The sequence below is a fragment of the Paenibacillus sp. OAE614 genome (assembly GCF_040546645.1).
Lineage (GTDB): Bacteria > Bacillota > Bacilli > Paenibacillales > Paenibacillaceae > Paenibacillus_AQ > Paenibacillus_AQ favisporus.
Window position 1 is genome coordinate 3,060,492 of sequence record NZ_JBEPOD010000001.1, and the last position, 25,935, is coordinate 3,086,426.

The following is a 25,935-nucleotide window of genomic DNA, read 5'->3' on the forward strand; positions in this document are numbered from 1 at the left end:
CAGGTAAATCCGGCAGGCATGCCGCTTTATCCTGTGAATTTCCGGGCGCAAGCCCGGTTTTTTGCTTTGTTCAGCGTGAATTTTACAGCAGCCAGCTATCTAGCAATGGGCTTACGGAGTCTGCTTTGCCTTACCGAAATGATGGCGGTTACAAAAAATCCGCTGCAATTCCAATTTCATATCATTGAATTCGGGGCGTATGTGGTAACATTAGGAGAACATACAGTTAGTCGGGAGGCATGTGCAACGATGACGAAGCTATCCAATTGGGCAAAGACGCTGCTGTCGACGACGCAGGCCAGGCTGGTTTTTGTCCTTACGATTGCGGTTTTTGTAATCATTCTGGCAGTCAGCCTGACCTCGTATTACACATCCAAATCAGTGCTGCAAAGTGAACTTAGCGAGATGCATCATCAACTTCTGAGCGATAAAATGAACTTTATCGAAGGCTACATCCAGGACACGGACAGCAGTGCGATCAAGCTGGCGCTCAACAACGGGGTCTACTGGTATTTAACGGAGGAGGCGCAGGCGTCCCAGCGAGACATTAAACAGCTGACCGATTACTTGAAATCGATCGTCGTCAATCTGCCCTATTTAGAAAGCGTATACATATATAATATGGAAACCCGCAGCTTCATTGCGTATCCACAGGGGTACAGCTCCAGGTTCAGCACATTTCCGGACTCGGATTGGATCGGAGTCGAAAAGGAGCTGAAGGAACAGCCCATGTTGGTGAAATCAAGACAGCTGTCCGCTTCTTCGGATCATGAGGGACGAAGCCAGCTGACTTATTTCCGTAAAATTGTGATTCAGGGCAAGACACGAGGGCTGATCGCCATGAACTTCAACAGCTCCGTGCTGTTTTCACAGATGCACCTCAACAGCGTCTCGCCGATTAGTAACTCCCAATACATTCTGGACAAAGATGGAAATCTCGTCTATGCGCTTGGAAGCCATTTGATTGACGAGCAGGCGATCCATCAAACGATCGGCCGTCTTGGCGATAAGCTGTATGGTGATTTCAAACATGAGGGCAGGCGGCTGCTGCTGACCTATAATCCGTCGCCGATCACGCAGTGGAATTACGTCTCCATCGTGCCCCAGGATCAGGTGCTGGCCAAATCGAAAACGATCCGAACGGTCGTTCTTCTCGTTTCATTCGTTACACTAGTGCTCGGCGCCTGGCTTATTTTTCATATCCACGCGGTTTCGTTCCGGCCGATTCGCAGAATGAGAAAGCTCCTGGCGGATTATGAACGAAGCGAGGATGGAGCGGATTTCGGGAAGCTGGAAAGTATTACCTCCCGGCTGCTAACGTCGCATGAAGAGCTGTCCCGGCAGATCCGGCTGACGAAAACGGAAGCCGCCTCCAAATTTGTGCAGGACGTGGCGATGGGCAACTTGTCCGGGAAGCGGGAAATCGAATCCCGCTGGCGTCAATACTTTCAGGAATGGACGGATGCGCCTCTGCGGGTAATCGTCATTTCGATCGACCGGTATACGGCGTGGGCGGAGAACGTTTCGGACAACGACCGTTTTCTGTATAAATACGCCATGCTGAATATGGTGGAGGAACTGCTTGCGAGCGATTACCGCAGCGTGAATCTTGACCTCGGAAGAGATAAACTTGCCCTGCTGGTGCAGCACGCATCCGGCCGAGATGGGCAGGAGCCTGATCTCCTGCATCGGCTTAGTGATGCCACACGCATGGTGCAGGGCATGCTGCGAACGGACATATCGATTGGTGCCAGCCTGCCTTTCGATGACATTCTGAAGCTGAGGCTTGCGTTCTATGAGGCGCAGTCTGCCGTCCGTTACCGTCTTTATCTCGGCTACCGCACAGTCATTCCGTATAGGGAAATCGAAATGTCCGGACATTCGGTGGAACCGATCCAGGATGCAGCCCAAACGGCGAATCTGCTTGAGGCGGTGCAGTCGGGTTCAACCGAGCAGGCGCTCCGAATGCTCGGACGGCTTGGCGAGCACCTGGGAAACCAGGAGCCGTCACCTTCCGAAGCGCTGGCATTTTTGGCGACGATCCGGAAGGGTCTGCTCAAATTGGATGGCATGAAATCCGGTTCAGGATGGGATGAGGCGGAGGTTGCACTGGAGCTCGAGACGTTGGATCTCAGCGAGATCCTTCTTTTGCTGGAAAGGGAGGCCTGCCGTCTTGCGGACCACTTCCGCAGTTTGAGCGGCAGCAAAGAATTTATGATGGTCCAGCAGATGGTTGATTTCATGAACCGCCATTTGGACGGAAATATCGGCGTACAGGAAATCGCTGCCTCCGTTCCAATCAGCGTGAGCCTGGCCAGCCAACTGTTCAAACAGGAGATGGGCGAAACCATTCACGATTATCTGACAAGGCTTCGTGTCGAGCGTGCCGGCGAGCTGCTTATCGAAACGGATTACAAGCTATCGGAAATCGCCCGAATGGTCGGTTATCAGCATGAGAACAGTTTTATCCGGGTATTCCGCAAACTGAAGGACATTACCCCCGGAAAATACCGAGAGCACAAGAAATATAACAAGTTTCCCGTCTGAGCGGGCAATCAACCAATTCTCCATCCGATGAGCGAAACGTTCAATTGGGTGGATTTTCTTTATCTGCTCATGCCAAAACCGAATGATTCATTGCCGGCAGCCTGCAGTGGACCGTATGATTTAGAAGCGCGCTATCGTAAGTTTCATTTCGGAAGAAAGGCGGTCGATAAGGGGATGGCTTATTCTCATGAGATGCCCCGTCAGGCAAACCGGCAGCGGGAATCAGGGAACCGTTATTTGAAAAACGTCAGGAAGCATTGGATGCTGTATCTCATGATTTTGCCCGGCATTTTGTTCTACATCGTATTTAAGTACGTTCCGCTTGCCGGGAGCATCATTACCTTTCAGGATTATCAGATCATGAAGGGGATTTGGGCGAGTCCATGGGTCGGCCTGGACAACTTCAAATTTATTTTTTCCTATCCCGATTTTTGGAAAGTGCTGCGGAACACGGCGCTGATCGCCATGTACCAGCTCGTGTTCGGATTTCCGGCTCCGATCGTGCTGGCGCTCCTCTTCAACGAGATTCGCAGCATGGTCATGAAGCGGACGTACCAAAGCCTTTTTTATCTGCCTCACTTTTTATCCTGGGTCGTTGTTGGCGGTATCGTGTTTGAACTGCTTGCGACAGGCGGTATCGTCAACGTTGTTCGGGGCTGGTTTGGCTATGAGCCGGTTTTGTTCATGCAGCAGGAGAAAATGTTCCGCTCGATCGTCGTCATCTCCGGCATTTGGAAAGAGGTCGGATGGGGAACCATCATCTATCTTGCCGCACTGGCAGGGATCAATCCGAATCTATATGAAGCAGCGGTCGTGGATGGCGCCAGCAGGTGGAAACAAACGTTATACATCACGCTGCCTTCGCTGCTGCCGACCATTACGGTTCTGTTTCTGCTTCGGATCGGCAACTTTCTCGAACTCGGCTTCGAGCAGATCTTTAACCTGCTGACACCAATGACCTATTCGGTCGGGGATATTATCGAGACGTACGTTTACCGTGCCGGTGTCCTGCAAGGGCAGTACAGCATGACGACGACGATCGGCTTGTTCCAATCGATCATCGGATTTATATTGCTGTGGATTTTTAACAGGTTAGCCAGAAAAACAGAGCAGGGGTTATGGTGATGAAAACAACGCTGAGTCAAAAACTGTTTACCGTCGTCAACTATGTTGTGCTAACGGCAGCGGCTTTTACGATGATTGCTCCGCTCCTGCAAATGCTGGCGGTTTCGCTGAGTTCGCCGGTTGCCGCAGACTCCAAAAAAGTATTTCTCCTCCCGGTCGAATGGACGGCCGATTCGTGGATCTATATCCTGCACAGGCAGGATTTATGGCAGTCGTTTGGCGTCACCGTGTTTATTACCGTCGTGGGGACGTTCCTCAGCGTGCTGCTGTCCGTACTTACCGCGTATCCGCTGGCGCACGCCAAGTTTCTTATTCGCAAGCATGTGATGTTCGGGATCGTTATTACGATGATTTTCAACGCGCCGCTGATCCCATTTTACATGACAGTCAAATCGCTCGGCCTTCTGGATTCAATCTGGTCGCTGATCCTGCCCGGCGTGATCGGTACGTTTAATATGGTCATTATCCGAACCTTTTTCATGGGCATTCCTTCAGAACTCGAAGACTCGGCCCAGATCGACGGCTGCCACGATTTTCGCGTATTGTTCCAAATCTATATGCCGTTGTCCAAGCCAGTGCTCGCAACCGTCAGTCTGTTTTATGCCGTAGGATACTGGAATACCTTTCAGCGGGCGATTCTGTTTATCCGCGACTCGGACCTGCACCCGCTGCAGGTTAAGCTCAGGGAATATATTATGACACCCGAGACGCTAGAAGTCGCCGACATGCTGGGCAACATTGGATACAACACGACCACACTGAAGGCGGCCACGATCATATTTGCCGCGACTCCGATTATTTTGGCTTACCCGTTTCTGCAGAAATATTTTGTGAAGGGCGCGATGCTCGGCTCCTTGAAAGAGTAGAGCCCCTCGTAGCAAGCTGCCGAGACGAATTTAAATCATCATTATAGTGAAAAGGAGAGATCGGAATGAAAGCATGGGCCAAAAGTCTGCGGTTGCTGCTGACCGTGGTAACCGGTACGGCTTTGATCGCCGGATGCAGCGGCGGCAAATCGGGGGAGGGATCTTCGGGGGCTGGGGATAAAGATTCTCCCTACACTGTTGTAAACGTATACAAAACCCACCTTGGAAAAGGAAAACTGCCCAAAAGCGATGATCCGCATGTAAAGTATATCGCGGAAAAAACCGGCGTGCAGTACAACCTGGTCACAACCTCTTCCGGCGGCGATCCCGTCGAAAGCATGAACGTCATGATCGCATCGGGTGATTTGCCTGACATTATGCGTCCGGTAGGCGGAGTGGAGCAAACGCTCATTTCCCAGGGCGGTGCGCTGGCTCTGGACGAACTGCTGCCGAAATATGCGCCACACGTTTGGGAACGCATTCCGGAGGAGGCGTGGAATATTGTACGCTCCGCGACTGATGACGGTAAGATCTATTACGTCCCCAAAATTTACATGATACCCGAGCGTGCGCCAATGATCCGTCAGGACTGGCTCGACAAGCTGGGGCTTCAAATGCCCAAAACCAAGGATGACTATGTGAACGTGCTGACCGCTTTCCTGAACGGGGATCCCAATGGCAACGGCACCAAAGACGAGCTGCCGACGACGGGCCGGGAATTTGGAACATGGATGGACCACTTGTTCGGCATGTACGGCGTCGCCATGTGGGAAGGAAAGCCCGAGTGGGATATCTATGACGGCAAGCTGCAATACGCAGGCGTAACCGAAAATATGAAAGCAGCCATCCAATTTATCCGGGAGCTGTATGAGAAAAAACTGCTCGACAACGAGACTTTCTTGAACAAAGGAGAAATATGGACGGCGAAGATCAACAACAACCTGGTCGGCAGCTGGTACCACCTTCCCGCGAACTTGAATAGCCGGCTTGATGCGATTGAGAAGCTTGCGCCTGATGTGAATATCAAGGGCATGCCGATGCCGACCGTGGAAGGATACAAGGGCTTCGTTACGCAGAAAAGCGTCGGTGAACCGGAGTGGCTCATTCCGAAAGTGTCCGAGGATAAAGCGGAAGCTTCCCTCAAGCTGCTCGATTTCTTCTATGATCCGGCAAATGCGGATTTTGTCCAGTTCGGCATCGAAGGAATCCAGCATGAGGTCGTCGACGGGAAGAAGCAATTGCTGCCTGCAGACGATAACCGCACGATCGGCCTCGGCATGCTGAACTATAACACGAAGGAGACCATGGATGTCCGCATCGAGCAAACCTTCCCGGCGGACCGCGTGCAGATGATCAAGGATATCTTTGCGACGTCTACCGCCGATGCGCGGCGCATCGCGGGCGATGGCATGCCGGTGTCCGTCTACGAAGGATACCCTGACATCCAATCCCATAAGCTGTTCCAGGAATACCTGTCGAAGATCGTGATCGGGGAGTGGCCGATTGAAAAGTTCGACGAATTCGTGGATAAGTGGAAAAAATCCGGCGGGGACGAAGTGACGAAGCGGGCACAAGCCTGGTACGACAAAGTGAAACAATACCAAAAATAACGAGGAGGAACGGGCATGCAGCCGATTGAACGCAAAAAGCTTGTCTCCCGGCATAATCCCGTCCTGCGCCAACCAGAGAAAATGGCACCGCTCTCGGTCGGTAACGGGGAACTGGCATACACGGTGGACATCACTGGCATGCAAAGCTACCCGGACGCGTACAGCTTTCCGCTTGGAACGCAATCGCATTGGGGCTGGCATTCCACTGGAGGCCAGAACGTTCACACGCTGGAGCAGCTTCGTCTGGAGCCATTCGACACGCATGGGAGAGATGTAGGTTATCCTACGAACGCGGCCGGACAAGATGAAGCCTTTCATTGGCTGAGGCAAAACCCGCATCGTGTGCAGCTTGGCGTTTTCGGGCTCGACCTGCGCTCTCCAGATGGAGAACGGATCGAGCTCGATGAGCTCCAGGACATTGAGCAGACACTCGACCTGTGGCACGGTAACATTACGAGCCGTTTCCGTGCAGGGGGAGAGGTCGTCCATGTCGTGACGGCCTGTCATCCGGATACCGATCAGATCGGCATCCGGATCGAATCACCGCTGATCGCAGAGGGACGGTTGTCCATCATCGTCCGCTTCCCGGCCCCCCACCCGCAAGCCCGCGGCTGGGGGAGCAGTATCGGCTTGAATTGGGGAGACTCCGATCTGCATGCATCGATAAGCAGAAATGCAACTCGTCAGGGCGCGCAAATCGAGCGGATAATGGACGAGGATACCTACCACCTCAGAATGGCATGGACTGAAGGGGACTTGGTTCAAGAAGGACCGCACAGTTACCGTATTATGCCTGACTCTTCGCTGGAACGATTTGAGTTTGCCGTGAGCCTATCGCCTCATGAACCGCCAGTATGCGAAGAAATCAACGCGACCATCGAAGCTTCAAGCCGTCACTGGGAAGGCTTCTGGCAGCGCGGAGGTGCGCTTGAACTGGCGGACAGCCGCGATCCCCGGGCATCAGAACTTGAGCGGCGCGTTGTGCTGTCGCAGTTTTTGACTGCGCTTCATTCCGCTGGTTCGCTTCCTCCGCAGGAAACCGGGCTGATGTATAACAGCTGGTTCGGCAAATTTCATCTGGAGATGCACTGGTGGCACGCCGCTCATTTTGCGCAGTGGGGGAGGATCGACCTGCTCCAAAAATGCATGGATTGGTACAGCCGAATCCTCCCCAAGGCACGTGCTCTTGCGGCATCGCAAGGGTATGAAGGGGCAAGGTGGCCGAAAATGGTCGGACCGGAAGGCGATCAGAGCCCATCCAATGTCGGTGCGCTGCTCATTTGGCAGCAGCCGCATCCGATCGACCTGGCCGAACTCTGTTATCAGGCGGAGCCGACCCAGCGTACGCTTGAGCGATACCAGGACATTGTGATGGAAAGCGCCCGGTTCATGGTTTCCTATGCCGTATGGGAGCAGGAAAGCAGCCGTTACGTGCTGGGCCCGCCCGTCATTCCGGCACAGGAGAACCATCGAGGCGATGGGACGATGAATCCGACGTTTGAGCTGGAATATTGGTTCCATGGGCTCGGCATTGCCTTGGAGTGGCGCCGCCGGCTTGGTCTCCCGCCTGAACCGCAGTGGGAGCATGTGCGTGCCAAATTGTCGAAGCCTTATGCTGTCCAAGGTGTATATGAAGCTCACGAGCTGATCTCGGATACGTTCGAGAAGGCGAATATCGACCATCCGTCGATGCTTGGAGCATGTGGCATATTACCGGGTAAGCTTGTTGACAGGGAGACGATGCTTCGGACGCTTTACCGCGTCCGTGATGACTGGAAATGGGAAACATCGTGGGGATGGGATTTCCCGATGGCAGCCATGGCCGCGGCAAGGCTCGGCGAACCGGGACTCGCCGTAGACATGCTGATGATGGATCAGGTCAAAAACAGCTATCTCATCAATGGCCATAACTATCAGCGGGATAATTTGCTCTGCTATCTCCCGGGCAACGGTGGACTGCTCTCCGCCGCAGCATTGATGGCTGCCGGCTGGATCGGGGGCCCTGATTCCCATGCTCCAGGATTTCCTGGTGATGGAACATGGAATGTGCGGCACGAGGGACTAGTGCAACGATTATAAGTATGATGCTGTACATATACGGTTCGATACCAAATTTTGCTTGCCTGAGCTGGCGCCGAATATTTAACGGCTCCAGCTTTTTTTGCGCTCCATGCGCTCTTTGCAACTTATTTTTTCAACTAGGGATTGTCATGCGGAAGAATATGCCTTAATATATTCGATAATGATAATCATTATCATTATCATTACATAGACAGACATCGGTACGCATCGATAGGAGGTGAATTTTTGAATACGAAGAAAGGAGCAACTACTAGGTTGGGAAGCGGCTATTATGCAGTGATTTTGATCTTGATTATTCTAATCGCATTATCCGCTGTCTTTTCCGTATCGATTGGACAGGTACATATTCCTTTCAGGCAGGCGTGGGAGATCATCGTTCATGCCTTGACCAACGGCAAATGGGGATCGATGAGCCATGTCGAGAGCGACTCCTACGTCAACATCATTTTGCAAGTCCGGATGCCCCGCGTCATATTTGCCCTTTTGATCGGCATGGGGCTCTCCTTATGCGGAACGATCATGCAGGCAGTCGTGCAAAATCCGCTCGCCGATCCGTATATTCTCGGCATTTCTTCCGGCGCATCCTTGGGGGCAACCTTTGCGATCCTGGTCGGATTCGGCAGCGGTGCGCTGCTGTCCCAGTTCGGCGTCGCCTTCGGGGCTTTTGCGGGGGCTATGGTGACGTCGATTGCCGTGCTGGTGTTATCCAGCATCGGAGGCAAAGCGACATCGGTAAAGCTCGTCTTATCCGGCGTTGTCATCGGTGCCTTGTGCAGTTCTTTTTCCAGCCTGGTCATTTATTTTGCCAACAACGCGGAGGGCATCAAGACCGTCACATTTTGGTCCATGGGGAGTCTGGCTTCCTCCAGCTGGGATAAAACGCCAATCATGGCGGCGGTCGTACTGCTCGGCTGCGCATTGTTCCTTTTGCAGCACCGTGTGCTCAATACGATGCTGCTCGGGGACGAGTCAGCCATTACGCTCGGCATTAACTTGAGTGCCTACCGCAAGTTTTATATGATCGCCGCGGCGCTTATTACCGGTACGATGGTTGCTTATGCGGGTATGATCGGTTTTGTCGGTTTAATCATTCCCCATATCGGCAGGGGGATCTTTGGCGCGGATCATAAGCGGCTGACGGCCGGAACGCTGCTGCTGGGCGGATTGTTCCTCATCTGGTCGGATATTTTATCCAGAACGCTGATTCATAATGTGGAACTGCCCATCGGGATCGTGACGTCGGTGATCGGCTCGCCGCTGTTTATCTACATGATCGTGAAAAAAGGCTACAATTTCGGAGGGTGAGACATGGAGTTGACCGCAAAGGAAATGCAAGTCCGGATCGGCAAAAAAGATATCGTCAAGAACGTTTCGATCCAGGTCAAAACCCGGCAGTTCGTTGGCCTGATCGGTCCCAACGGATGCGGGAAATCCACACTGTTGAAAAGCATATACAAGAGCCTGGTTCCGCAGAAAGGGACCGTTTATTTAGACGACCTGGATGTGCTGAAAACGAACGAAAAGAAAGTTTCGCAGCGGCTTGGCGTCGTGGGCCAGTTCAATGAGATGAATTTTGATTTAACGGTCCAGCAGATGGTCATGCTGGGCAGGACGCCGCACAAGAAGCGGCTGGAATCCGACAAAGCGGAAGATATGGCGATTGTGGAAGAAGCTTTGGCGAGAACGAATTTGCTGGATTATAAAGAGCGCAGCTATTTGTCGCTGTCCGGCGGGGAAAAGCAGAGGGTCATTTTGGCGCGAACGATCGCACAGCAGCCTAAGTTCATGATTTTGGATGAACCGACGAATCATCTCGACATTCGGTACCAGCTCGAAATTTTGACTTGTGTCAAAGGGTTGGATATCGGGGTACTGGCCGCGCTTCACGATTTGGAAATGGCCGCTCATTACTGCGATTATCTCTATGCCATGAAGCATGGCGAGGTATATGCGCATGGCACGCCTGAAGAGGTGCTGACGCCGGAGAACATTGAAGCGCTGTACCAGATCAAGTGTAAGACATTTATCAATCCGGTTACGAACGGGTTGGGATTTGCTTATGGTCTATAAAAGGGGAGGAAGACAAGTGAAAAAACATCTGCTGCTGACTGCCGGGATTGCGGCAATGCTGGTGCTCAGCGCCTGCGGAAATGCGGCGAAAACCAGTGAACCGGACGCCCAGGCTGCCAGCCACTATCCGGTCACGATCGAAAATTTCACGAAGGCGGAAGGCGGAACGCACTGGGAGAAAAAAGAGCAGGTATTCGATAAGGCGCCAGAACGCATCATGGCCAATACCCGCCCGTCAGCGGAACTGCTGCTTCACCTTGGACTTGGCGACAAAATTGCCGGGGTCGGCGCGAATTTCGGGGCACCGGATCCAGCGGTCGAATCGGAATATAACAAACTGAATATCCTTAGTGACGAGTACGTCGGCAAAGAGGTTACGCTGGGCACCAATCCTGACCTGGTTTACGGACGGGGCGGCTTATTCGATAACGCCGATTGGGGAGTCGGCACGGTGGACACCTTGAACGGCATGGGAATCAAAACCTATGTTCTGGAATCGTCCGTGACCGGGGGAACCTATGATTCGATTTACAAAGATATTGAACATCTAGGTGAAATTTTTAACGTACAAGATAAGGCCGAGTCGTTCATCCAGGAGCTGAAAGGGAAGCAGGAAGGCATCGCTTCCAAACTAGCGGGTATCCAAGCGGAGAAAACATTCGCCTATCTCCATATGAGCGATCCGAAGGAAGTGAGCGTATACGCAGCCCAACAAGAAACATTTTTTAATGATGCGTTCAAAATGGTTAAACTGGACAACGTCTTTAAAAATGAAACGGGCGAGGTCAGCGTCGAAATGCTGATTCAGGCAGACCCCGATGTACTCATCATCCCGGACTGGAGCACGACGGGCGGCACGTCCCAGGATAAGCTCAAAGAGGCGCTTTATGCAAATCCCAAATTGTCCAGCATGAAGGCGATCAAAAACAAGCAAATCTATGCGGTGGACTACAACTATATGTTTGGCTATGGCTACAATACGATCGACGGGATGGAAAAGCTGGCCAAAGAAATGTATCCTGACTTGTTTAAATAGTTTCATATCATATAGAAGCGCGTCATGGCAACACTTTGTAATCGACAGAATCGCCGCTCCTCCATCAGATTTCCTTCCTTCTGATTTGTGTAAATAAGAAGTAACAGCCTGGGCCATACTATGCCAATAGGAAATGAATGGGAGGTGGGAGCGATGAGCGAGACCAGTATTACGATTCATTTTGTCGGCGGAGAAGCACTCAATATTATATCCGATGACGTCAGCGGTGTAATTTCCAGGCTGAAGAGCGAGGAATGGGTAGAATTGAATGAGCATCGGGTGCAAACTTCGAACATTTCCTTTTTTACGGTGTATGAGTCCGGCTTTGGAAAAAACAGCGAAAAACAGCTTCCGTCTAAAAGCTGAATGGGTCATTAGCATACCGAACGACAGCCTGGAACGATCCGGGCTGTTTTTTTGTCGTGAAGACTTTCATATCTATACCCAGCAGGCTGATGGGCTTCTCGTCCATTCCGTTATCCTCGACTAAGGTCTAGTGATCACACTGGCCTTTTGATAGGTGTGCTCCATACGATTTTCCTTATAATTAATATTATACATAACCAAACAGGAAGAAACTGGGGGTACAAATGAAAAACATAATCACAGGGACGACCGCTGTACTTGCCGTCATGCTGCTCGCAGGCTGCGGAACCGTGGAGGATGCTGCTCAAAAGCTCAAGCAGGGGGCGCACGAGACGGCGATGACTGCCGGAACAACGGTCATGGATAAAGTGAGCGGTATCGAAGAAAGCATCAAAAGCAAGGGTGACAGCATTCAGCTTACGGCCGAGCGGGAAGTTGGGGCGGATTCATCGGTACAAATTCACCATAAAGCAGGGAATATCACTCTCGTACGGGGAGCAGGAAATAAGATCACCGTGGAGACCACCATCTGGTTTTTAAATGATCAAACTCACCGCAATATTGCCGAGCAAGCGGAAACCTCCATTGTGGATAACAACGACACGATGGAAATCGTGACACATGCAAAGAGGGATCCAAAACGAGATTTATGGGATTGGGCAGAGTCCCGTTTCGGGAAATCCGAGCTATTAATCGAATATGTCGTCAACGTGCCGGATCGGATCACCGGTTATGAAATTGTGAACGATGTCGGCGGCATAACGATGAAAAACCTGAACGGATCGTATCAGGTTGAAAATAGTGTTGGTAGTATAACCGTTGAAGGAGCGCATGTTGCAGGGAAATCCAGAATCCAATCGGATGCCGGAAGCGTCCGTGTGGACATCCAGGAAATGGAGAAGGACAGCACACTTCAGGTAGGCACCGATGTAGGCGGAGTCCAAGCGGCACTTGCAACTTCCTTGTCTTGCACCTTGAAGGTTCAGAGCGAACTCGGAACAATTTCCGGTGTATCGAGCGGTTCTACCGACTTCAACGGCGGGGGCCCGGTCATTACGCTTTCCTCTTCGGTCGGAGCGATTTCGGTTGAAGAAGCCATTTGAAATCAGTGATTTGAAACCATGGATGATTAGATGATTTGTGATTATCTTTAGCACCATAAAGAGGCTGTCCCTGGGTCCATAGACCTGGGGACCGCCTCTTTGTTTGTTCGACATAAACTTTGAAAATATTGCCTAATCCCCAAAATATTTATATTCCTTACGCCAGATTTACTATAAGATATAGGAAGTACAGTCGTAATTTGGGGGTTCGACCACATGGAAAACAATTACCTCGCCGAGGTTCGACGACGTTGCATCGCTTATGGAATGCAGCCAACAGATGTTCCCTCTCCCTTAACAACCGTGTCCGAAGAACATCTACAGAGACAGAAGCGGCTATATGCCGACATTCTGGAGGTTACCAAGGGATTTGGAGAGAACACGATTCAATTACTAAACGGGCAAATGGTTTCATTCCTCGTCACGGATGACAAAGGTTTGGTAATTGATTCCTTCGGTGATCGGATTATTAGAGAACATCTTTCACAGCTGAATATTAAAGAAGGGAGCTTGCTGATTGAGAGAGAGGTGGGGATATGTGCGACGCTGATCACACTGGAGAACAAAATTCCGTTTCAAACGGTAGGGACGGATCATTATCATCTTGTTCTGCACGAATCGGCCTGCCACAGCGTCCCTTTTTCGGTTCCAGGAAATCATGGGGTGCGCGAAGGAACGATCTCCTTGATGACAAGCATCGTTGATTTCAGCAATTACCAGCTCGCCATGCTTGTGAATATGGTGGAATCTATGGGAAGGGAGCTGAAGCTCAGGAAAACAAACCAGCGGCAGCTGGATCTGCACCATCTCATGGTCGACAATTTGGATACCGGAATTCTTTTGGCTGACCGCTCCGGAATTATAGTCGATTTCAACCACGTCGCCCTAAACATCATCCCCGATTATATTTCCGTCGGACAGTCCTCCTATCAAATTACGGAGCTCGGACCGCATTTTTTGCAAACAATCGCTAACGGCCAGCGGCAGCGGGGAATCGAGGTTCATTTTCACGCCGGCGGGACACGCACGGTTTGCCTTGCCGACATCATTCCGATATTTGAAAATGGGATCATCCAAGGCGCCTATGCACAGCTGCGGGATATTACCGAACGTTATTTGCTGGAGCAGCAGATCATCGTCAGCGAAAAGCTGTCGGCCATCGGCAAGCTGGCCGCCGGTTTAGCCCATGAAATCCGTAACCCATTAACCTCCATCATGGGCTTTGTGCAAATTATCCGCGAGCGGCCGCTGGACCCGGACACGACCCGTTATTTGGGTTTTGTAAACGAGGAGCTGGTGCGCGTCAAAAATCTCGTATCGGATTTTGTCACGATGTCCAAGCCTTCTTTTCCAATCGTCAAGCCGATCGAAATCAATCTGTTCCTTGACAGTGTGCTTGATTTTATGGAAGGGCAGGCAGTGCTGCATGATATCCGGTTTATCCGGGATTACCATACCGGTGACCAGGACATCCTGTATGCCGATGCTTCGCAAATTAAGCAGGTACTGATCAATATTTTACAAAATGCCGTTGAAGCGTCCCAGCCTAAAGAAGCCGTAACCTTAAATTCTACCATACAAAACAAACATCTAACCATCACTATTACTGACAATGGCATCGGTATTAGTCCTGAAAACCTCACAAAAATACAGAATCCCTTTTTTACGACCAAAGAGAACGGAACGGGCCTGGGTCTATCCGTATCCTACCGCATTATTAACAACCACAACGGAGAGATCACCGTCGATTCCAGATTGGGTGCAGGAACGGAATTCAATATCCGATTACCTTTGTCAGGCATTTTAAAGGAGTGTCCTGTGTGAAAAATGTCGTAGAGCTCTTAGTTGAAACGCTGGTCAGTCTGGATATTCAGCATGCTTTCGGTATTCCGGGCAAATCCGTTGCCCCTATGATTCTGGAATTTGGCAACCAGGGGATCGAATTTATTCTGGGGAGACATGAAAGCGGGGCGGGTTTTGCAGCCGGAGGTTATGCTTTTGCGGGGAAAAAGCTGGGGGTGGTCGTCGGAACTTCAGGACCGGGAGGGACCAATCTGGTCACTGCCGCAGCCCATGCGAAAATGAACTGCCTTCCCGTCCTATTCATCACGGGACATCAGTCGGCGGCGGAAACCGGAATACCGCAATGCCAGGATTCCTCGTTATTCGGCATCGATTTAGCGGAAATTATGAAACCCGTTACGCTGTTCAGCACCATGGTTTCCCGCGCCGATACCTTCCCGGCGATCCTTAATCATGCGCTGCGCGAAGCCATGACCGGGCGCAAAGGTCCGGTGCATCTGTGCATCCCGTTTGATGTGATGATTTCGCCGGTAACCGAGACGAATATCCATATTCCGTCAAGCCGTCTAGACTATGCCGCAACCAATCTGACGGATGTGGTAAATCAGGTGAGAGCCGCCCGAAACCCGGTCATTCTGGCAGGAAAAGGGGTCGTCCTCTCCGGAGCTCAGGAGCCACTCGCCAGGTTCGCCGAGCAGTTTCAGGTTCCCGTCGTCACAACTCCCGGTGGCAAGGGGAGCATCCATTCGATGCATCCACAATATTACGGTCCTTTTGGTCTGGGCGGGCACCAAAAAGCCAAGCACCTGCTGGAGTCGGGTGTCGACCTTATGCTGGTGATGGGATCGCGGTTGAGCGATACCGCACTGGCGGGCTTGGACCGTTCTTATTTCCCGCAAAGAATCATTCAGTTCGATATCTCCTATGAATTTATGGGCGGGATTATACAGGCTGAGCATATGCATGTGTTTGGCGATATAACAACGAATCTCGAGGAGCTGCTGCGCCTGTATCCTAATGACAATGTGAGTGATGACATGCGGTTCGGTGAGCGGTATCATGATCCGCTGCCCGAGCTTCAGTCCCTTTCGGTCGCGGAAGTCTGCCAGGCGGTAGGGGATATCATCCCTGAGCAAACCACGGTTTTTGCTGATGATGGCGCACATGGGTACCATGCGGTCCGTTGGCTGGATGTAAAGCCGGGCGTCACATTTTTCTTCGATTCCTATTTTGCTTCCATGGCCAATGCGATCGGGATGGCGATTGGTACAAAATTTGCCGACCGGGACCAGAACGTCATCTGCTTGACGGGAGACGGCTGCTTATTTATGCTGGGCTCCGAAATCTCGACCTGCGTCGCCGAGCAGCTTCCGGTTATTTTTATCGTCATCAATAACGGACAGCTGGATATGGCATTAAAAGGGATGCGCGAGTTTACCGGAAGAACCGACGGCACGGTCTTTAAGCAGCCTTTGGATGCCGCAGCGTATGCGGCTTCAATGGGAGCGGACAGCGCACGGTGCACCACGCTCAGCGAATTTACGGCTGTTTTTAAACAGGCACTGCAGCTCAATAAGCCTTTTGTGATTGACGTGATCGTGGACAAAGAGGAGATCCCTTCCACCTTGGCCCGGCAAATGAAGCTCGATTAAGAAATTTTTGCATACCGAATTGACCGGATCACGAGAGAGAAGCGCCATATCGGCGCTTTTTTATTTTTGCAAATCTTCGTTTTTCTGATAGATTGAGAGAATTGTTTTGCGGCATTAGGAATTGGGTTCATCCCAAATATGGGCAAATCATGTGAGTATTTAGCCCTAATTCTTTGAAAAACGGTTTTCATAGCCAGTTATTTCTATTAGCATAATGCTAACAACTCTTAATGGAGGTATGAACAAAATGTATTCATTTCAGTCATTGATCTCAAGGAACAAGCATATTAAATTATTCTGCTTCGTTGCTCTTTCCATCCTGCTCTTTGGGATGTCGAGTCTGACCGCCTTTGCGGCATCGCCGGGAAAAACCGTCAACGCTTCGGCGAAACTGGCATACAACCTTAAAGGACTTCATCATAAACTGGCGGTTCAGAAAGCTTATATTGCTTCAAAGTACGTATATGTTACCCAGCGGTCCAAAGGGACTGTCTATCTATCTAGACTGGTTATCAACGGCAATACCGCTACATACAAGGATGAAATGAAGATCACCAATGCCGGTCACGGGCAAACGCTTGATATGTATACCTACAAAGGGATCAACTATTTTTACTTCAGCTCAAAAGCCGATCCTTCAACAAGCAATTATTGGTCGCTCCAGGTTGCGAGACTTCAATATTCGGCCGGCAAGACCTTGGATTATACGGATCTTCACCGGTTCACGTATATGAATTACGCCAACAAAAAGGGCACAAGACTAGGCGACACGTACCGTGTTGACGGCGGCGGAAACAGCACATATACCTTTTTCCGGGTTCAAACGAAGCAAGGAAAGGTCACCTGGTCCGTTTATGATACGGTTAAACTGAACAAGCTGCTGGACAGCAACGAGCAGGTCCGTCTGGATAGTGCGGCGGCGAAGGCAGCGTGTATATCCAGCTTTACCCAGTCGGGCAGTGCCATCGTGAGACCGAACGGTTCCTTCCAAGGCGCCGACCTGCTTGGCAAAACGGAAATTTATACGTCTGGCGGCGCTGAAGGAAACACCCCGCAGATTGCTATGATATCTAACACAGGAGCTTATAAGAGCCTGGTGAAAATCACCAACGTGGGAAAACATGAAATCGAGGGTGTACAAAACAAAAACGGGAACGTTTATTTTAATATCGTAACCAATCCCGACAGTAAGCAGAATACCCAGAAAATTTATTACGTTCCAGACAGCATTTTTTAATCGCGATCGTGTTAGCTGGTTCGATGAAAAGACAGAAAACAACCTGAGCATGGTTCAGGTTGTTTTTCTATTGGCAGCGATGATGAGATTTTTCCAGGCGTCCGTTACCATGATAAAATAGTACGGAGCTATTCAACTGCCAGTTATTTAACGAATCGTCATTGCAAAGGAAAGGTGAAGAAAATTGTCAGCCAAGACGAATGCCTGCCGAATACTCGACACGCTTCAAATCAAGTATTCGCTGCACGAATATGAATGGGACGAAAATCAGCTGGATGCGGCAACGGTTGCCGCGAAAGTAGGGCTGGAGCCCGGCCAGCTGTTCAAGACGCTCATTTTAAAAGGGGATAAGACAGGGGTCCTCGCTGCTTGTATTCCAGGCGACCGGGAACTGAATCTGAAAAGTCTGGCCGCTGCAAGCGGCAATAAAAAAGTGGAGATGGTGCCCGTGAAAGACATTCAATCCTTAACAGGGTATATCCGGGGCGGCGTGTCTCCACTGGGCATGAAAAAGAAGTATCCGCTGTATATGAATACATCCGTGAGCTCCATGGAAGTTGTCAGCATTAGCGGAGGAAGACGGGGTTTGCAAATTTTTCTAAGTGGGCAGGACTTAGCGGCAGCTGCGGAGGGAGTGCTGGCCGATCTTGTGTACAGTTAGCCCGCGATGATGGAACGGGTTCAAACACATCAACCTGCAGGTCCAGTCAGATTTTGCCTATTGAACTCAAAAGCTGCATAAATGCGATAAAAAAGCCGCCAATCAACACTAAAACAATGACCAAGATCAGTACAAATCTTTTTCCATCCATCGTTAAACACCTCAGGATGATTATACCAAAAGATAGCCCTAATCCATAACAAATATGGAAAGCAAGGCCTTGAAATCAGAGCAATGTTTGGGGAAAATTGTGATTCGGGCGAAAAAAGAAAATGGTGGAATTCATTTTTTGGATTAAAGACAATCTTATCTATCCATAATTAAGCCTATGTATACGGAACACTTTGATCTAAGTATAGAAGAAAGGAAGGATTTATTATGAACGTACTGATTATCGGAGCCAATGGCCAAATTGGCCGGCATCTTGTAAGAAAGCTGCAGCAATCTAATAAACACAACCCCATCGCAATGGTGCGAAGCGACGAGCAGAAAGCGGCATTTGAAGAGCAGGGCGTGCAAGCGGTGCTTGCTGACCTGGAAGGAAGTATCGATGAGATTGCCCGCGCTGCCGAGGGGGCTGATGCAGTTGTATTTACTGCAGGCTCGGGCGGCCATACAGGAGCCGATAAGACGATGATGATTGATTTGGATGGTGCAATCAAGTCGGTGGAGGCTGCCAAACAAGCCGGAGTGCGCCGCTTCATCATGGTGAGCGCGATCGGGGTCCATCACCGTGAGCTTTGGATGGAGAGTGCGCCTTACTACAGCGCCGCGAAGCATTATGCGGATATTTGGCTTGAGCAGAGCGGCCTGGATTATACGATTGTTCGCCCAGGAGGGCTGATTAATGAACCCGGAACGGGGAAGGTCAGTGCGGCGGTTGACCTGGATCGGGGGAAAATTCCCCGTGAAGATGTAGCTGAGGCTTTACTAACATCATTGGAAAATTCTCATACGATCGGTAAAGCTTTTGATATGATTAGTGGTGAAACCCCAATCCTGGAAGCGTTAAACGCGTTATAAACATACCGTAGAGACCTGAGGTGTATTTCTAGATAAACCAGATTACGGTAAGTACATTGTGATAAGATCGAAGCCGCTGAATAAGCGGCTTTTTGCCGCGATGTCCTACCCTGCCGCTCCGTTTCATCAGCGATCATTGGTTGCAAAGGTTGAATGGATCAAGGAGGATAACCGATCGCTATCACGAAATAAGAAAGATTCCGAATTGTTTCCCGCCAAATTAAAACTAGTACCAATAAGCCGAGTATTTTGAAAAGGAGCGGAGGATCATATGCATCGTCATCCATCGTTTGATTTGCTGCTTCACGACGACGAAGAACTGGCAGAATATCTAGGCAGCCCGGTCTCACAACGGATCACCATCCATGAATGGCCGTTATCGTGTGTTCAGCGCATGGTTACGGAGCAGGGAGGCCGTTACATTTATAAAGTGCAGGCACCACCAACGCTGGAAGCCCAATTTTATGCTCGTGCCCAATCTCCGCTCCTGGTGCCGGTACGCGTGATCGAAGCGAAGGACAATATGACGGCTATGCTAATGGAAGAAATCGAGGCGCCGCGGCTGAAGGACGTTCCTTTAAAAGATTCGGAGGCAGCCAGCATCGCCAATGATCTGATAGACATGATCTCACAGATCCATGGTGATTTGCCTGTCATGTTCGACATCAGTACGGAAGAAGGATGGGCCGCATATATCGAGGCTGCTCTTCATGATATTTCCGAATGTATTCATGAAGGAAGCTTCAAGGAAGTGGACATCGGCAAGGTCAACAAACTGCGCGAGTGGAGTCAAGCCCCGGCATTGCTTACCGGACTCCGTTCACCTTCAGGATATGTTCATGCAGACCTCAAAGCGGAAAATGTGCTGGTGACAAACGACGGGTACCGGGTCCTCGACTGGCAGCGCCCGATTCGGGGGCCGGTATCGCTGGATGCTGCAGCTTTATTACATTCGCTGGGTATTGATCCTGTTCGTTACGTCCCGATCGGCATTATGCAAATCTATCATTTCCTGCATCTCGCATGGTATGCCCAAACGGCCAGGAAATGGGTTCCTCAGGGGAAGCCGTGGTTCGACCGCCTTATTGCCGAAATTGCTCGCGACCTCGAGCTGAAGCAGATCTAACTTAACAGCGACTAACCCCAATAACAAAAACTACCGACCCTCGGTGCGAACTTACTTCTATCCTGCTGATGAAGCTCGTCTCGACCGAAATGATCCTGATACGTTAACTAAAAGACACCTCTTACATGACCATGAGGCATTTTAGAGGTGCCTTATTATGTTCATAACTACATTTTCAGCTCAGACGACGATCTTTGACCTTATTAAAAGAACAGCGTTCGCTCATTTTACAGCTGTATTATTGAAAAAGTCGATGGGCGCCGTGCCTTCGGCTTTCCATACCGTGCCGCGCTGCTCGTACTGGAATAAGTTTTCTACAGCGTTAGCGATCTGCGGCCCCAACTCGCGTTCGACCAAGTATAAAGCAACGTCCAATCCCGAAGTCACGCCTCCGCCGCTGACCAAGCGTGGTCCATCCTCAACGACTCTGGCCTCTACCGGGATTGCGCCCGCCGCACCTAACGCAGCCATGCCAATCGGATTGGTCACGGCATGCCGGTCTTTCAGCAGTCCATCCATGGCAAGCAATAAGGAACCTCCGCATACCGTTGCTACCGTCACTTCTTTATCGTTCATTGCCTGTTTGATCATGCTGGTTAAGGACGTTTGCTTCGCCTTCCAAAGAAGGTTCGGAATGGTATCAGGAGTATTTCCCGCCGGCTTGCCAGCAGCACCAGGCACCACAATAATTCCCGGTTGATGGGGGTCCAGCTTGGATTTCGCTTCCAGAGAGGGTCCACCCAGCCCGCTCGGAACAGAACGTTTGCCTTCTGCAGACACCAGTTCGACCGTCACTTTGTCACCGGAATACATACCCGCAGCGGTAAATACTTCATAGGGCGCCAAGGCGTCGAGCAAATCGAATCCATCGAACAGCACGACTTGAACATGAAGGTTATCCTTCCTGTTTTGATTGTCTGGTGCAGCATTCGCACTTGCGGCGGGGACAGCCAGACTGAGTGCCAATGCCAATGACAAAAATAATGCAAACATCTTTCTCAATTCTGAATCTTCCTTTCTCTTCGCACCAAGCCCAGGCAATATAGCTCATGCGTTTTTTATTAGCAGTAGAATCATATCAAGCGAATATCACAAACGGCGTTCTATAAAAGTCACAAAAGGATAAACAACTCCTCACAATACATCGAACCATGAAAATATGAAAATCTTGACTCCAAAACGAGAACAATCCTTAACCCATCGTACTAAAGCAAACTCTATAATAAACTTGTCATGAACAATCTTAAGCCTTGGACGGTTAAAGCACAGGAGATTTATTTTACAGAATGTTTTTTGCGCGGATGAAGGAGGCGTTAAACATGAGAATAAGACGCAGGCATTTCAGAGCAGCAGTCCTTGTGTCCATTTTGGCAGCCGTTCTTACGGGGTGTGCTAAAGGGGCGGAACCAGCAGCGGCCGCGCTGTCTTCGGCTGATATCCCCATTCAGCCGCAGCAGGGAAAGGAGCTCATTTGGAACGGGAATATCCCGTATGATCTCCCGGTCATCGATTTCGTCGACTCCAAAACGGGATTTGCGGTCAAAGAGCGCACTGACGCTCAACTAAGGCTGCTGTCCACCCAGGACGGCGGAACGCATTGGCAGGAACAGGTTTTGCCTGGGAAGTATATACGCAGCCTGGATTTTATCAATGCCAAAACCGGGTATGCTTTGGTCGAAGACAACTGTTCCAGCAGCGCAGGACAGCTGCAGTGCAAACAGATCAGCCTGCTGAAAACCGGAGACGGCGGCAGCAGCTGGATGACAAAATGGAAGTCCGAATCCCATGAGGACCACAGCCAGGGCAATCCCATTCTGCGGAAATTGTCGTTCGTAAATGAGGAAAGCGGCGCGATGCTCGTAAACGGCCGCCTGCTTCTCACGCAGGATGGGGGAAATCATTTTCAAACGGCTGTGTTCGGAATCAAGGACTTCAAACCGATCAGCACCAGCTTTCCGAAAGCCGGCACCGGCTATGTGGTCGGTACGGTCGGCAAGGATGATACCAAGCTTGCTGTTGTAAAGACTAGTAATGGTGGGCGGACATGGTCCAAACAGCTGGATCTCTCTGCGAAGGATTCGCCTTTGTCTGCCTTTCAAATCCAGTTTGCGAGTGAAAATACCGGTTGGCTCCTGACAAATGAGAAGGGGATGCTGAGCGGGGACGTCTACCGTACCGTTGACGGAGGTAAGCATTGGACTAAAATGAGCACACAGCGGACGGGACGTCCTTATGTAAACGGTATTCAGCTGATCGACGGGAAATCCGGCGTAATTTCGCTGCACCCAGGCGCGGGACCGGTCGAAGGAGGCATTTGGCTGACGAAGGACGGCGGCCGCAGCTTTACCAGCGTGAGCAAGGCGGTGGCAGTAAATCAGGTACAGATGGTGTCCGCTAAGGTAATATGGGCCGCCGTCGATGGGATGAGCGGCTCCGATTTTCTCATTCACTCGACTGACGGGGGAATAAGCTGGCAGGAGTCTTATCCGCTATCCGAGCCGTATGGCAGTCCGACGGAGGACATGGCTTTTATCGATCGTCAACTCGGATTTGGCATCGGGACCCAGCTGGACAGCGGTAAGGTCCTGAAAACGATCGACGGTGGGGCGAGCTGGAAGATCATCGCTTCCCTGGATTCTTATATCCGGCTCGAGAAAATTAGCTTTGTCAGTGAGAAAGAAGGCTTCATGATCGCTTTCCGGGATAAAGACCCCCAGCATGTTTTATTGAAAACCCAGGACGGCGGGCTCACCTGGTATGAAGTTTCCAGCGAATCGCTGAACAAGCTGGGGATATCCGACGTTTCAGCCTTCCGTTTTTTTGACACAAATCATGGTGTCTTGTTCGCCACAGGAGAAGGGAAGGCTATTTATCGCACTTCGGATGGCGGCAAGACCTGGGGCAAAACGCTGGTGAGCAAAGAAAATAGTGAGATGCAAGTCGCCTTGACCTCCTATACCAGTGGATGGCTGCTGAAGCAGACGGACACCAAGGGAAGTCTTGAGCTCGTTCGCTTCGGTGCGGACCATTCGGCGCAAACCGTATTGACGCTGGACAAGGACTGGTATCCGGACGCTGTCTATTTTAGCGATGAAACGCACGGGTATATGCTTTTTGAAGATTTCGAAGCCAAAGACGGTGTGATTACACGGCTCCTGACGACTGCTGACGGGGGCCGAACCTGGGCGGATCATCCTTTTCCCGCGGATGCCGAGATGGTAGACGTCCGATCGATTGGCTTTTCCGATCCGCAGCATGGCTGGATTCAGTTCCTGCAGGGAACTGCCGTGACGGCTGATGGCGGGCTGAGCTGGTCCGTTCAGCAGTGATCATCGACAAGGCTAGCCGGAAATCGGAGAAGCTGACAACATGTGCCCATTTGCTGCCGCCAAACAGCGGCTTTTTTTTATCCATCGCTTGAACTAAAATCTAATTAAATTGAAGTAAGAAGAAAGGGGGACTGGTGCATGAAAGCATTGCCGACCATTCCACTAGACAGGCTGCTGTTACGTCCTTTTTGCCTAGACGATGCCAAGGCTGTTCAGGAATTAGCCGGGGATCCCTACATCGCCGATATGACGTTATATATTCCTCATCCCTATGAAGATGGCATAGCGGAGAATTGGATTGCATCCCACCAAGATCAGTTTGAGCAGGGACGATCCCTCGAGCTGGCTATCGTACATAAGGAAGGACAATATGTGATCGGTGCAATCTGCATTGCATTCCATCAGCCATTTGACCACGGCGAACTTGCTTATTGGATCGGGAAGCCCTATAGCAATCTTGGTTATTGTACCGAAGCCGCAAAGGGAATCGTTCGTTACGCCTTTGAAGAAATAAGGTTAAACCGCGTATTTGCGCGTCATTTTGGCAGGAATCCCGCTTCGGGCAAATTGATGGCTAAGGTGGGGATGAAATATGAAGGCACGTTACGACAGCATGCTAAAAAGCAGGGGAAATACGAGGATCTTGTGTATTATGGACTGTTAAAAGAAGAGTATCTTTCGATGAAATGACCGGCAGCGGGTCACATGCAGCATGACCGGCTGCCGGAAAGTACTATTTAAAGAACGAATTGCACGCGAAAGTTGAATTCGCAAACGGCTACCTGCTGACTGCACGCCATGCATCCAGCTGTCTCTGCACTTCTTTACGCACGTCTTCAATACCTGCCTGCTTCAGTTCATGATTAAACTTGGGGAGGATCGCGCCAACATCGACGGAGCCCGTCATCAGGCTGGGGTAGTATTTCTGCCAGACCATCTCAATGTTATCGGTTTGAGCCGTCATTTTGCTAAGATCCGGCGTAAATCCGAGCACGGCCGACTTGACGACTCCAGCGTTATATTGACGGAACTGCTCCCATTTATCGAGGGGCTCCGGGTAGTCGCCGCCCATCGTATTCAGGATAAACCAATTCCCTTGAGTATACTGTACTCCAGCATAACGGGACGAGGCATCGGCTCCATCCTTATCATTTGAGGAGATGGGGACAACCTGCCCTTTGGCATCAAGCGTGTAGTGCACGCCCTCAATACCGTAATTAAATAAGTTCCGTATTTCCGGATCCGTGTTCAGCAGATTCAAAAACTTGATGCTCTCGGCGGGATGCTTGGTGTTGGCATTGACCGCCATAATCCCTCCCCGGACCGATTCCGTTGTGACAACGCTCGGCGTGACGGGATTCGCCACAACCTTGTAGCCGCGGTCCTTGCTCCAGGTCGTCTCGGAAAGGGGACCGCCGCCGGAGGATTTCCAGAATACTTTGGCTCCCCGCTTCAAGCCTCCAGGCTCCCGCAGCGCGGCGTCCTTGTTAATGAAGCCTTCCTTGTAATAACGTCGCAGCGTATCCAGAATCTGCCGCGCTTCCTTGGTTTCGAATATATTGACAATCTCGGCGCTCGGATCCAGCGATTTGATCATTAAGGGAATTTTGTTGTTCATGATGTACTCATAACCGTCGAGTGCGAAGAAATTGTGCGAATCCCGATCGAGTTCCATCGGCACGTAATCCGGTTCTTTTTGTTGAATCATCCTAAGAAGAGGTTCAAGCGATTCCAGGGTATCGTACTTGGAGATGTCGATTTGGTATTTATCCACGATGGAAGCAGGGTACATCCACTGATCGCGCACAGCCAGCTCCTTATTGGTAGGAATGCCATATATGCCGCCGTCATTCATGCGAACTCCCTGCCAAAAGATCGGGTCAACCTCGTCGTACATCTCCTTGCCCAGTCCCTGAAGGTAGTCATCCAGCCTCAGCCAGGCACCGCGCATTGCCGTGGGGGCGTAATCGGGAACAAAGGCGATGTCGAATGGACTGCCGGCGGATATGAGCGTGTGCAGCCGATCTTCATATTCCTGCCAACCGACCTTGATGTACGTGACGGTGACGCCGATTTTGGATGCCATGATTTCGTTGATCTTATCGTTGACGAGCTGCAAATCCTTATCAGGTTCTCCAATCGTATAATAAATCAGATTGACCGGTGCGCCGTCATCGGAGTCGCTATTTTGGCCGGACTGACGAAAGCAGCCTGTTGACGATAAGAGCAGCAGAATCAGAGAGAGGGTCATTAAGACCGGCTTGCGTCTATAATTCATGACCACCAGCAGCCTCCTTTC

At 50.8% G+C, this 25,935-nt stretch carries 20 protein-coding genes; 18 read left to right on the forward strand and 2 right to left on the reverse strand.

The features are described from left to right. Window positions 1–249 precede the first annotated feature (249 nt). From ABIE48_RS14120 to ABIE48_RS14195, 16 genes are all read left to right on the forward strand, one after another. Entirely contained in the window at window positions 250–2,547 is a 2,298-nt protein-coding gene (locus ABIE48_RS14120) for a helix-turn-helix domain-containing protein (RefSeq protein WP_192714178.1), read from the forward strand. A gap of 192 nt (window positions 2,548–2,739) precedes the next feature. Then, window positions 2,740–3,672 carry an ABC transporter permease gene (locus ABIE48_RS14125; RefSeq protein WP_260869159.1) on the forward strand — a complete coding sequence of 311 codons (933 nt, stop codon included), beginning with the start codon at window positions 2,740–2,742 and terminating at the stop codon, window positions 3,670–3,672. Next, complete coding sequence (locus ABIE48_RS14130; protein ID WP_145019638.1) at window positions 3,672–4,538, forward strand: carbohydrate ABC transporter permease; 867 nt, start codon at window positions 3,672–3,674, stop codon at window positions 4,536–4,538. Before ABIE48_RS14125 ends, ABIE48_RS14130 begins: the two co-directional genes overlap by 1 nt. A 65-nt stretch (window positions 4,539–4,603) precedes the next feature. Continuing rightward, window positions 4,604–6,148, forward strand: a complete 1,545-nt coding sequence (locus ABIE48_RS14135; RefSeq protein ID WP_192714177.1) for an extracellular solute-binding protein — start codon at window positions 4,604–4,606, stop codon at window positions 6,146–6,148. A gap of 15 nt (window positions 6,149–6,163) precedes the next feature. Next, a complete protein-coding gene (locus tag ABIE48_RS14140; protein ID WP_192714176.1) occupies window positions 6,164–8,227 on the forward strand; it encodes a glycoside hydrolase family 65 in 2,064 nt (687 codons plus the stop codon). A 228-nt stretch (window positions 8,228–8,455) separates the two neighbouring features. Then, window positions 8,456–9,535, forward strand: a complete 1,080-nt coding sequence (locus tag ABIE48_RS14145; RefSeq protein WP_354519106.1) for a FecCD family ABC transporter permease — start codon at window positions 8,456–8,458, stop codon at window positions 9,533–9,535. Between the two features lie 3 nt (window positions 9,536–9,538). After that, window positions 9,539–10,300, forward strand: a complete 762-nt coding sequence (locus ABIE48_RS14150) for an ABC transporter ATP-binding protein (RefSeq protein WP_192714175.1) — start codon at window positions 9,539–9,541, stop codon at window positions 10,298–10,300. A gap of 16 nt (window positions 10,301–10,316) precedes the next feature. Further along, the gene (locus ABIE48_RS14155; protein WP_192714174.1) at window positions 10,317–11,336 is read left to right on the forward strand and encodes an ABC transporter substrate-binding protein; all 1,020 of its coding nucleotides are present in this window, start codon (window positions 10,317–10,319) and stop codon (window positions 11,334–11,336) included. Between the two features lie 153 nt (window positions 11,337–11,489). Then, window positions 11,490–11,702: a hypothetical protein gene (locus ABIE48_RS14160; protein ID WP_192714173.1), complete on the forward strand. Its 213-nt coding sequence runs from the start codon at window positions 11,490–11,492 to the stop codon at window positions 11,700–11,702. A gap of 224 nt (window positions 11,703–11,926) precedes the next feature. Next, window positions 11,927–12,805: a hypothetical protein gene (locus ABIE48_RS14165; protein WP_192714172.1), complete on the forward strand. Its 879-nt coding sequence runs from the start codon at window positions 11,927–11,929 to the stop codon at window positions 12,803–12,805. A gap of 216 nt (window positions 12,806–13,021) precedes the next feature. Further along, window positions 13,022–14,629: a two-component system sensor histidine kinase NtrB gene (locus tag ABIE48_RS14170; RefSeq protein WP_354519109.1), complete on the forward strand. Its 1,608-nt coding sequence runs from the start codon at window positions 13,022–13,024 to the stop codon at window positions 14,627–14,629. Beyond that, on the forward strand, window positions 14,626–16,260 hold the full coding sequence (locus tag ABIE48_RS14175; RefSeq protein ID WP_192714170.1) for a thiamine pyrophosphate-binding protein: 1,635 nt from the start codon (window positions 14,626–14,628) through the stop codon (window positions 16,258–16,260). The genes ABIE48_RS14170 and ABIE48_RS14175 overlap by 4 nt, the downstream gene beginning before the upstream one ends. 247 nt (window positions 16,261–16,507) lie before the next feature. Beyond that, entirely contained in the window at window positions 16,508–17,497 is a 990-nt protein-coding gene (locus ABIE48_RS14180; protein WP_192714169.1) for a phage baseplate protein, read from the forward strand. 184 nt (window positions 17,498–17,681) lie between these two features. After that, entirely contained in the window at window positions 17,682–18,158 is a 477-nt protein-coding gene (ybaK, locus tag ABIE48_RS14185) for a Cys-tRNA(Pro) deacylase (protein ID WP_192714168.1), read from the forward strand. Between the two features lie 378 nt (window positions 18,159–18,536). Next, window positions 18,537–19,181 carry an SDR family oxidoreductase gene (locus ABIE48_RS14190; protein WP_192714167.1) on the forward strand — a complete coding sequence of 215 codons (645 nt, stop codon included), beginning with the start codon at window positions 18,537–18,539 and terminating at the stop codon, window positions 19,179–19,181. A gap of 271 nt (window positions 19,182–19,452) precedes the next feature. After that, on the forward strand, window positions 19,453–20,307 hold the full coding sequence (locus ABIE48_RS14195) for a phosphotransferase (RefSeq protein WP_192714166.1): 855 nt from the start codon (window positions 19,453–19,455) through the stop codon (window positions 20,305–20,307). Window positions 20,308–20,529: 222 nt separating this feature from the next. On the opposite strand, the gene ABIE48_RS14200 is transcribed toward ABIE48_RS14195, so the two are convergent. Further along, on the reverse strand, window positions 20,530–21,285 hold the full coding sequence (locus ABIE48_RS14200) for a DJ-1/PfpI family protein (RefSeq protein WP_354519113.1): 756 nt from the start codon (window positions 21,283–21,285) through the stop codon (window positions 20,530–20,532). Between the two features lie 341 nt (window positions 21,286–21,626). Here ABIE48_RS14200 and ABIE48_RS14205 point away from each other — a divergent pair, with 341 nt between their 5' ends. Continuing rightward, entirely contained in the window at window positions 21,627–23,636 is a 2,010-nt protein-coding gene (locus ABIE48_RS14205; protein ID WP_192714165.1) for a WD40/YVTN/BNR-like repeat-containing protein, read from the forward strand. Between the two features lie 138 nt (window positions 23,637–23,774). Continuing rightward, window positions 23,775–24,326, forward strand: coding sequence for a GNAT family N-acetyltransferase (locus tag ABIE48_RS14210; RefSeq protein ID WP_192714164.1), 552 nt, complete (start codon window positions 23,775–23,777; stop codon window positions 24,324–24,326). An 88-nt stretch (window positions 24,327–24,414) separates the two neighbouring features. On the opposite strand, the gene ABIE48_RS14215 is transcribed toward ABIE48_RS14210, so the two are convergent. Then, on the reverse strand, window positions 24,415–25,914 hold the full coding sequence (locus ABIE48_RS14215; protein WP_192714163.1) for an ABC transporter substrate-binding protein: 1,500 nt from the start codon (window positions 25,912–25,914) through the stop codon (window positions 24,415–24,417). Window positions 25,915–25,935: the final 21 nt, after the last annotated feature.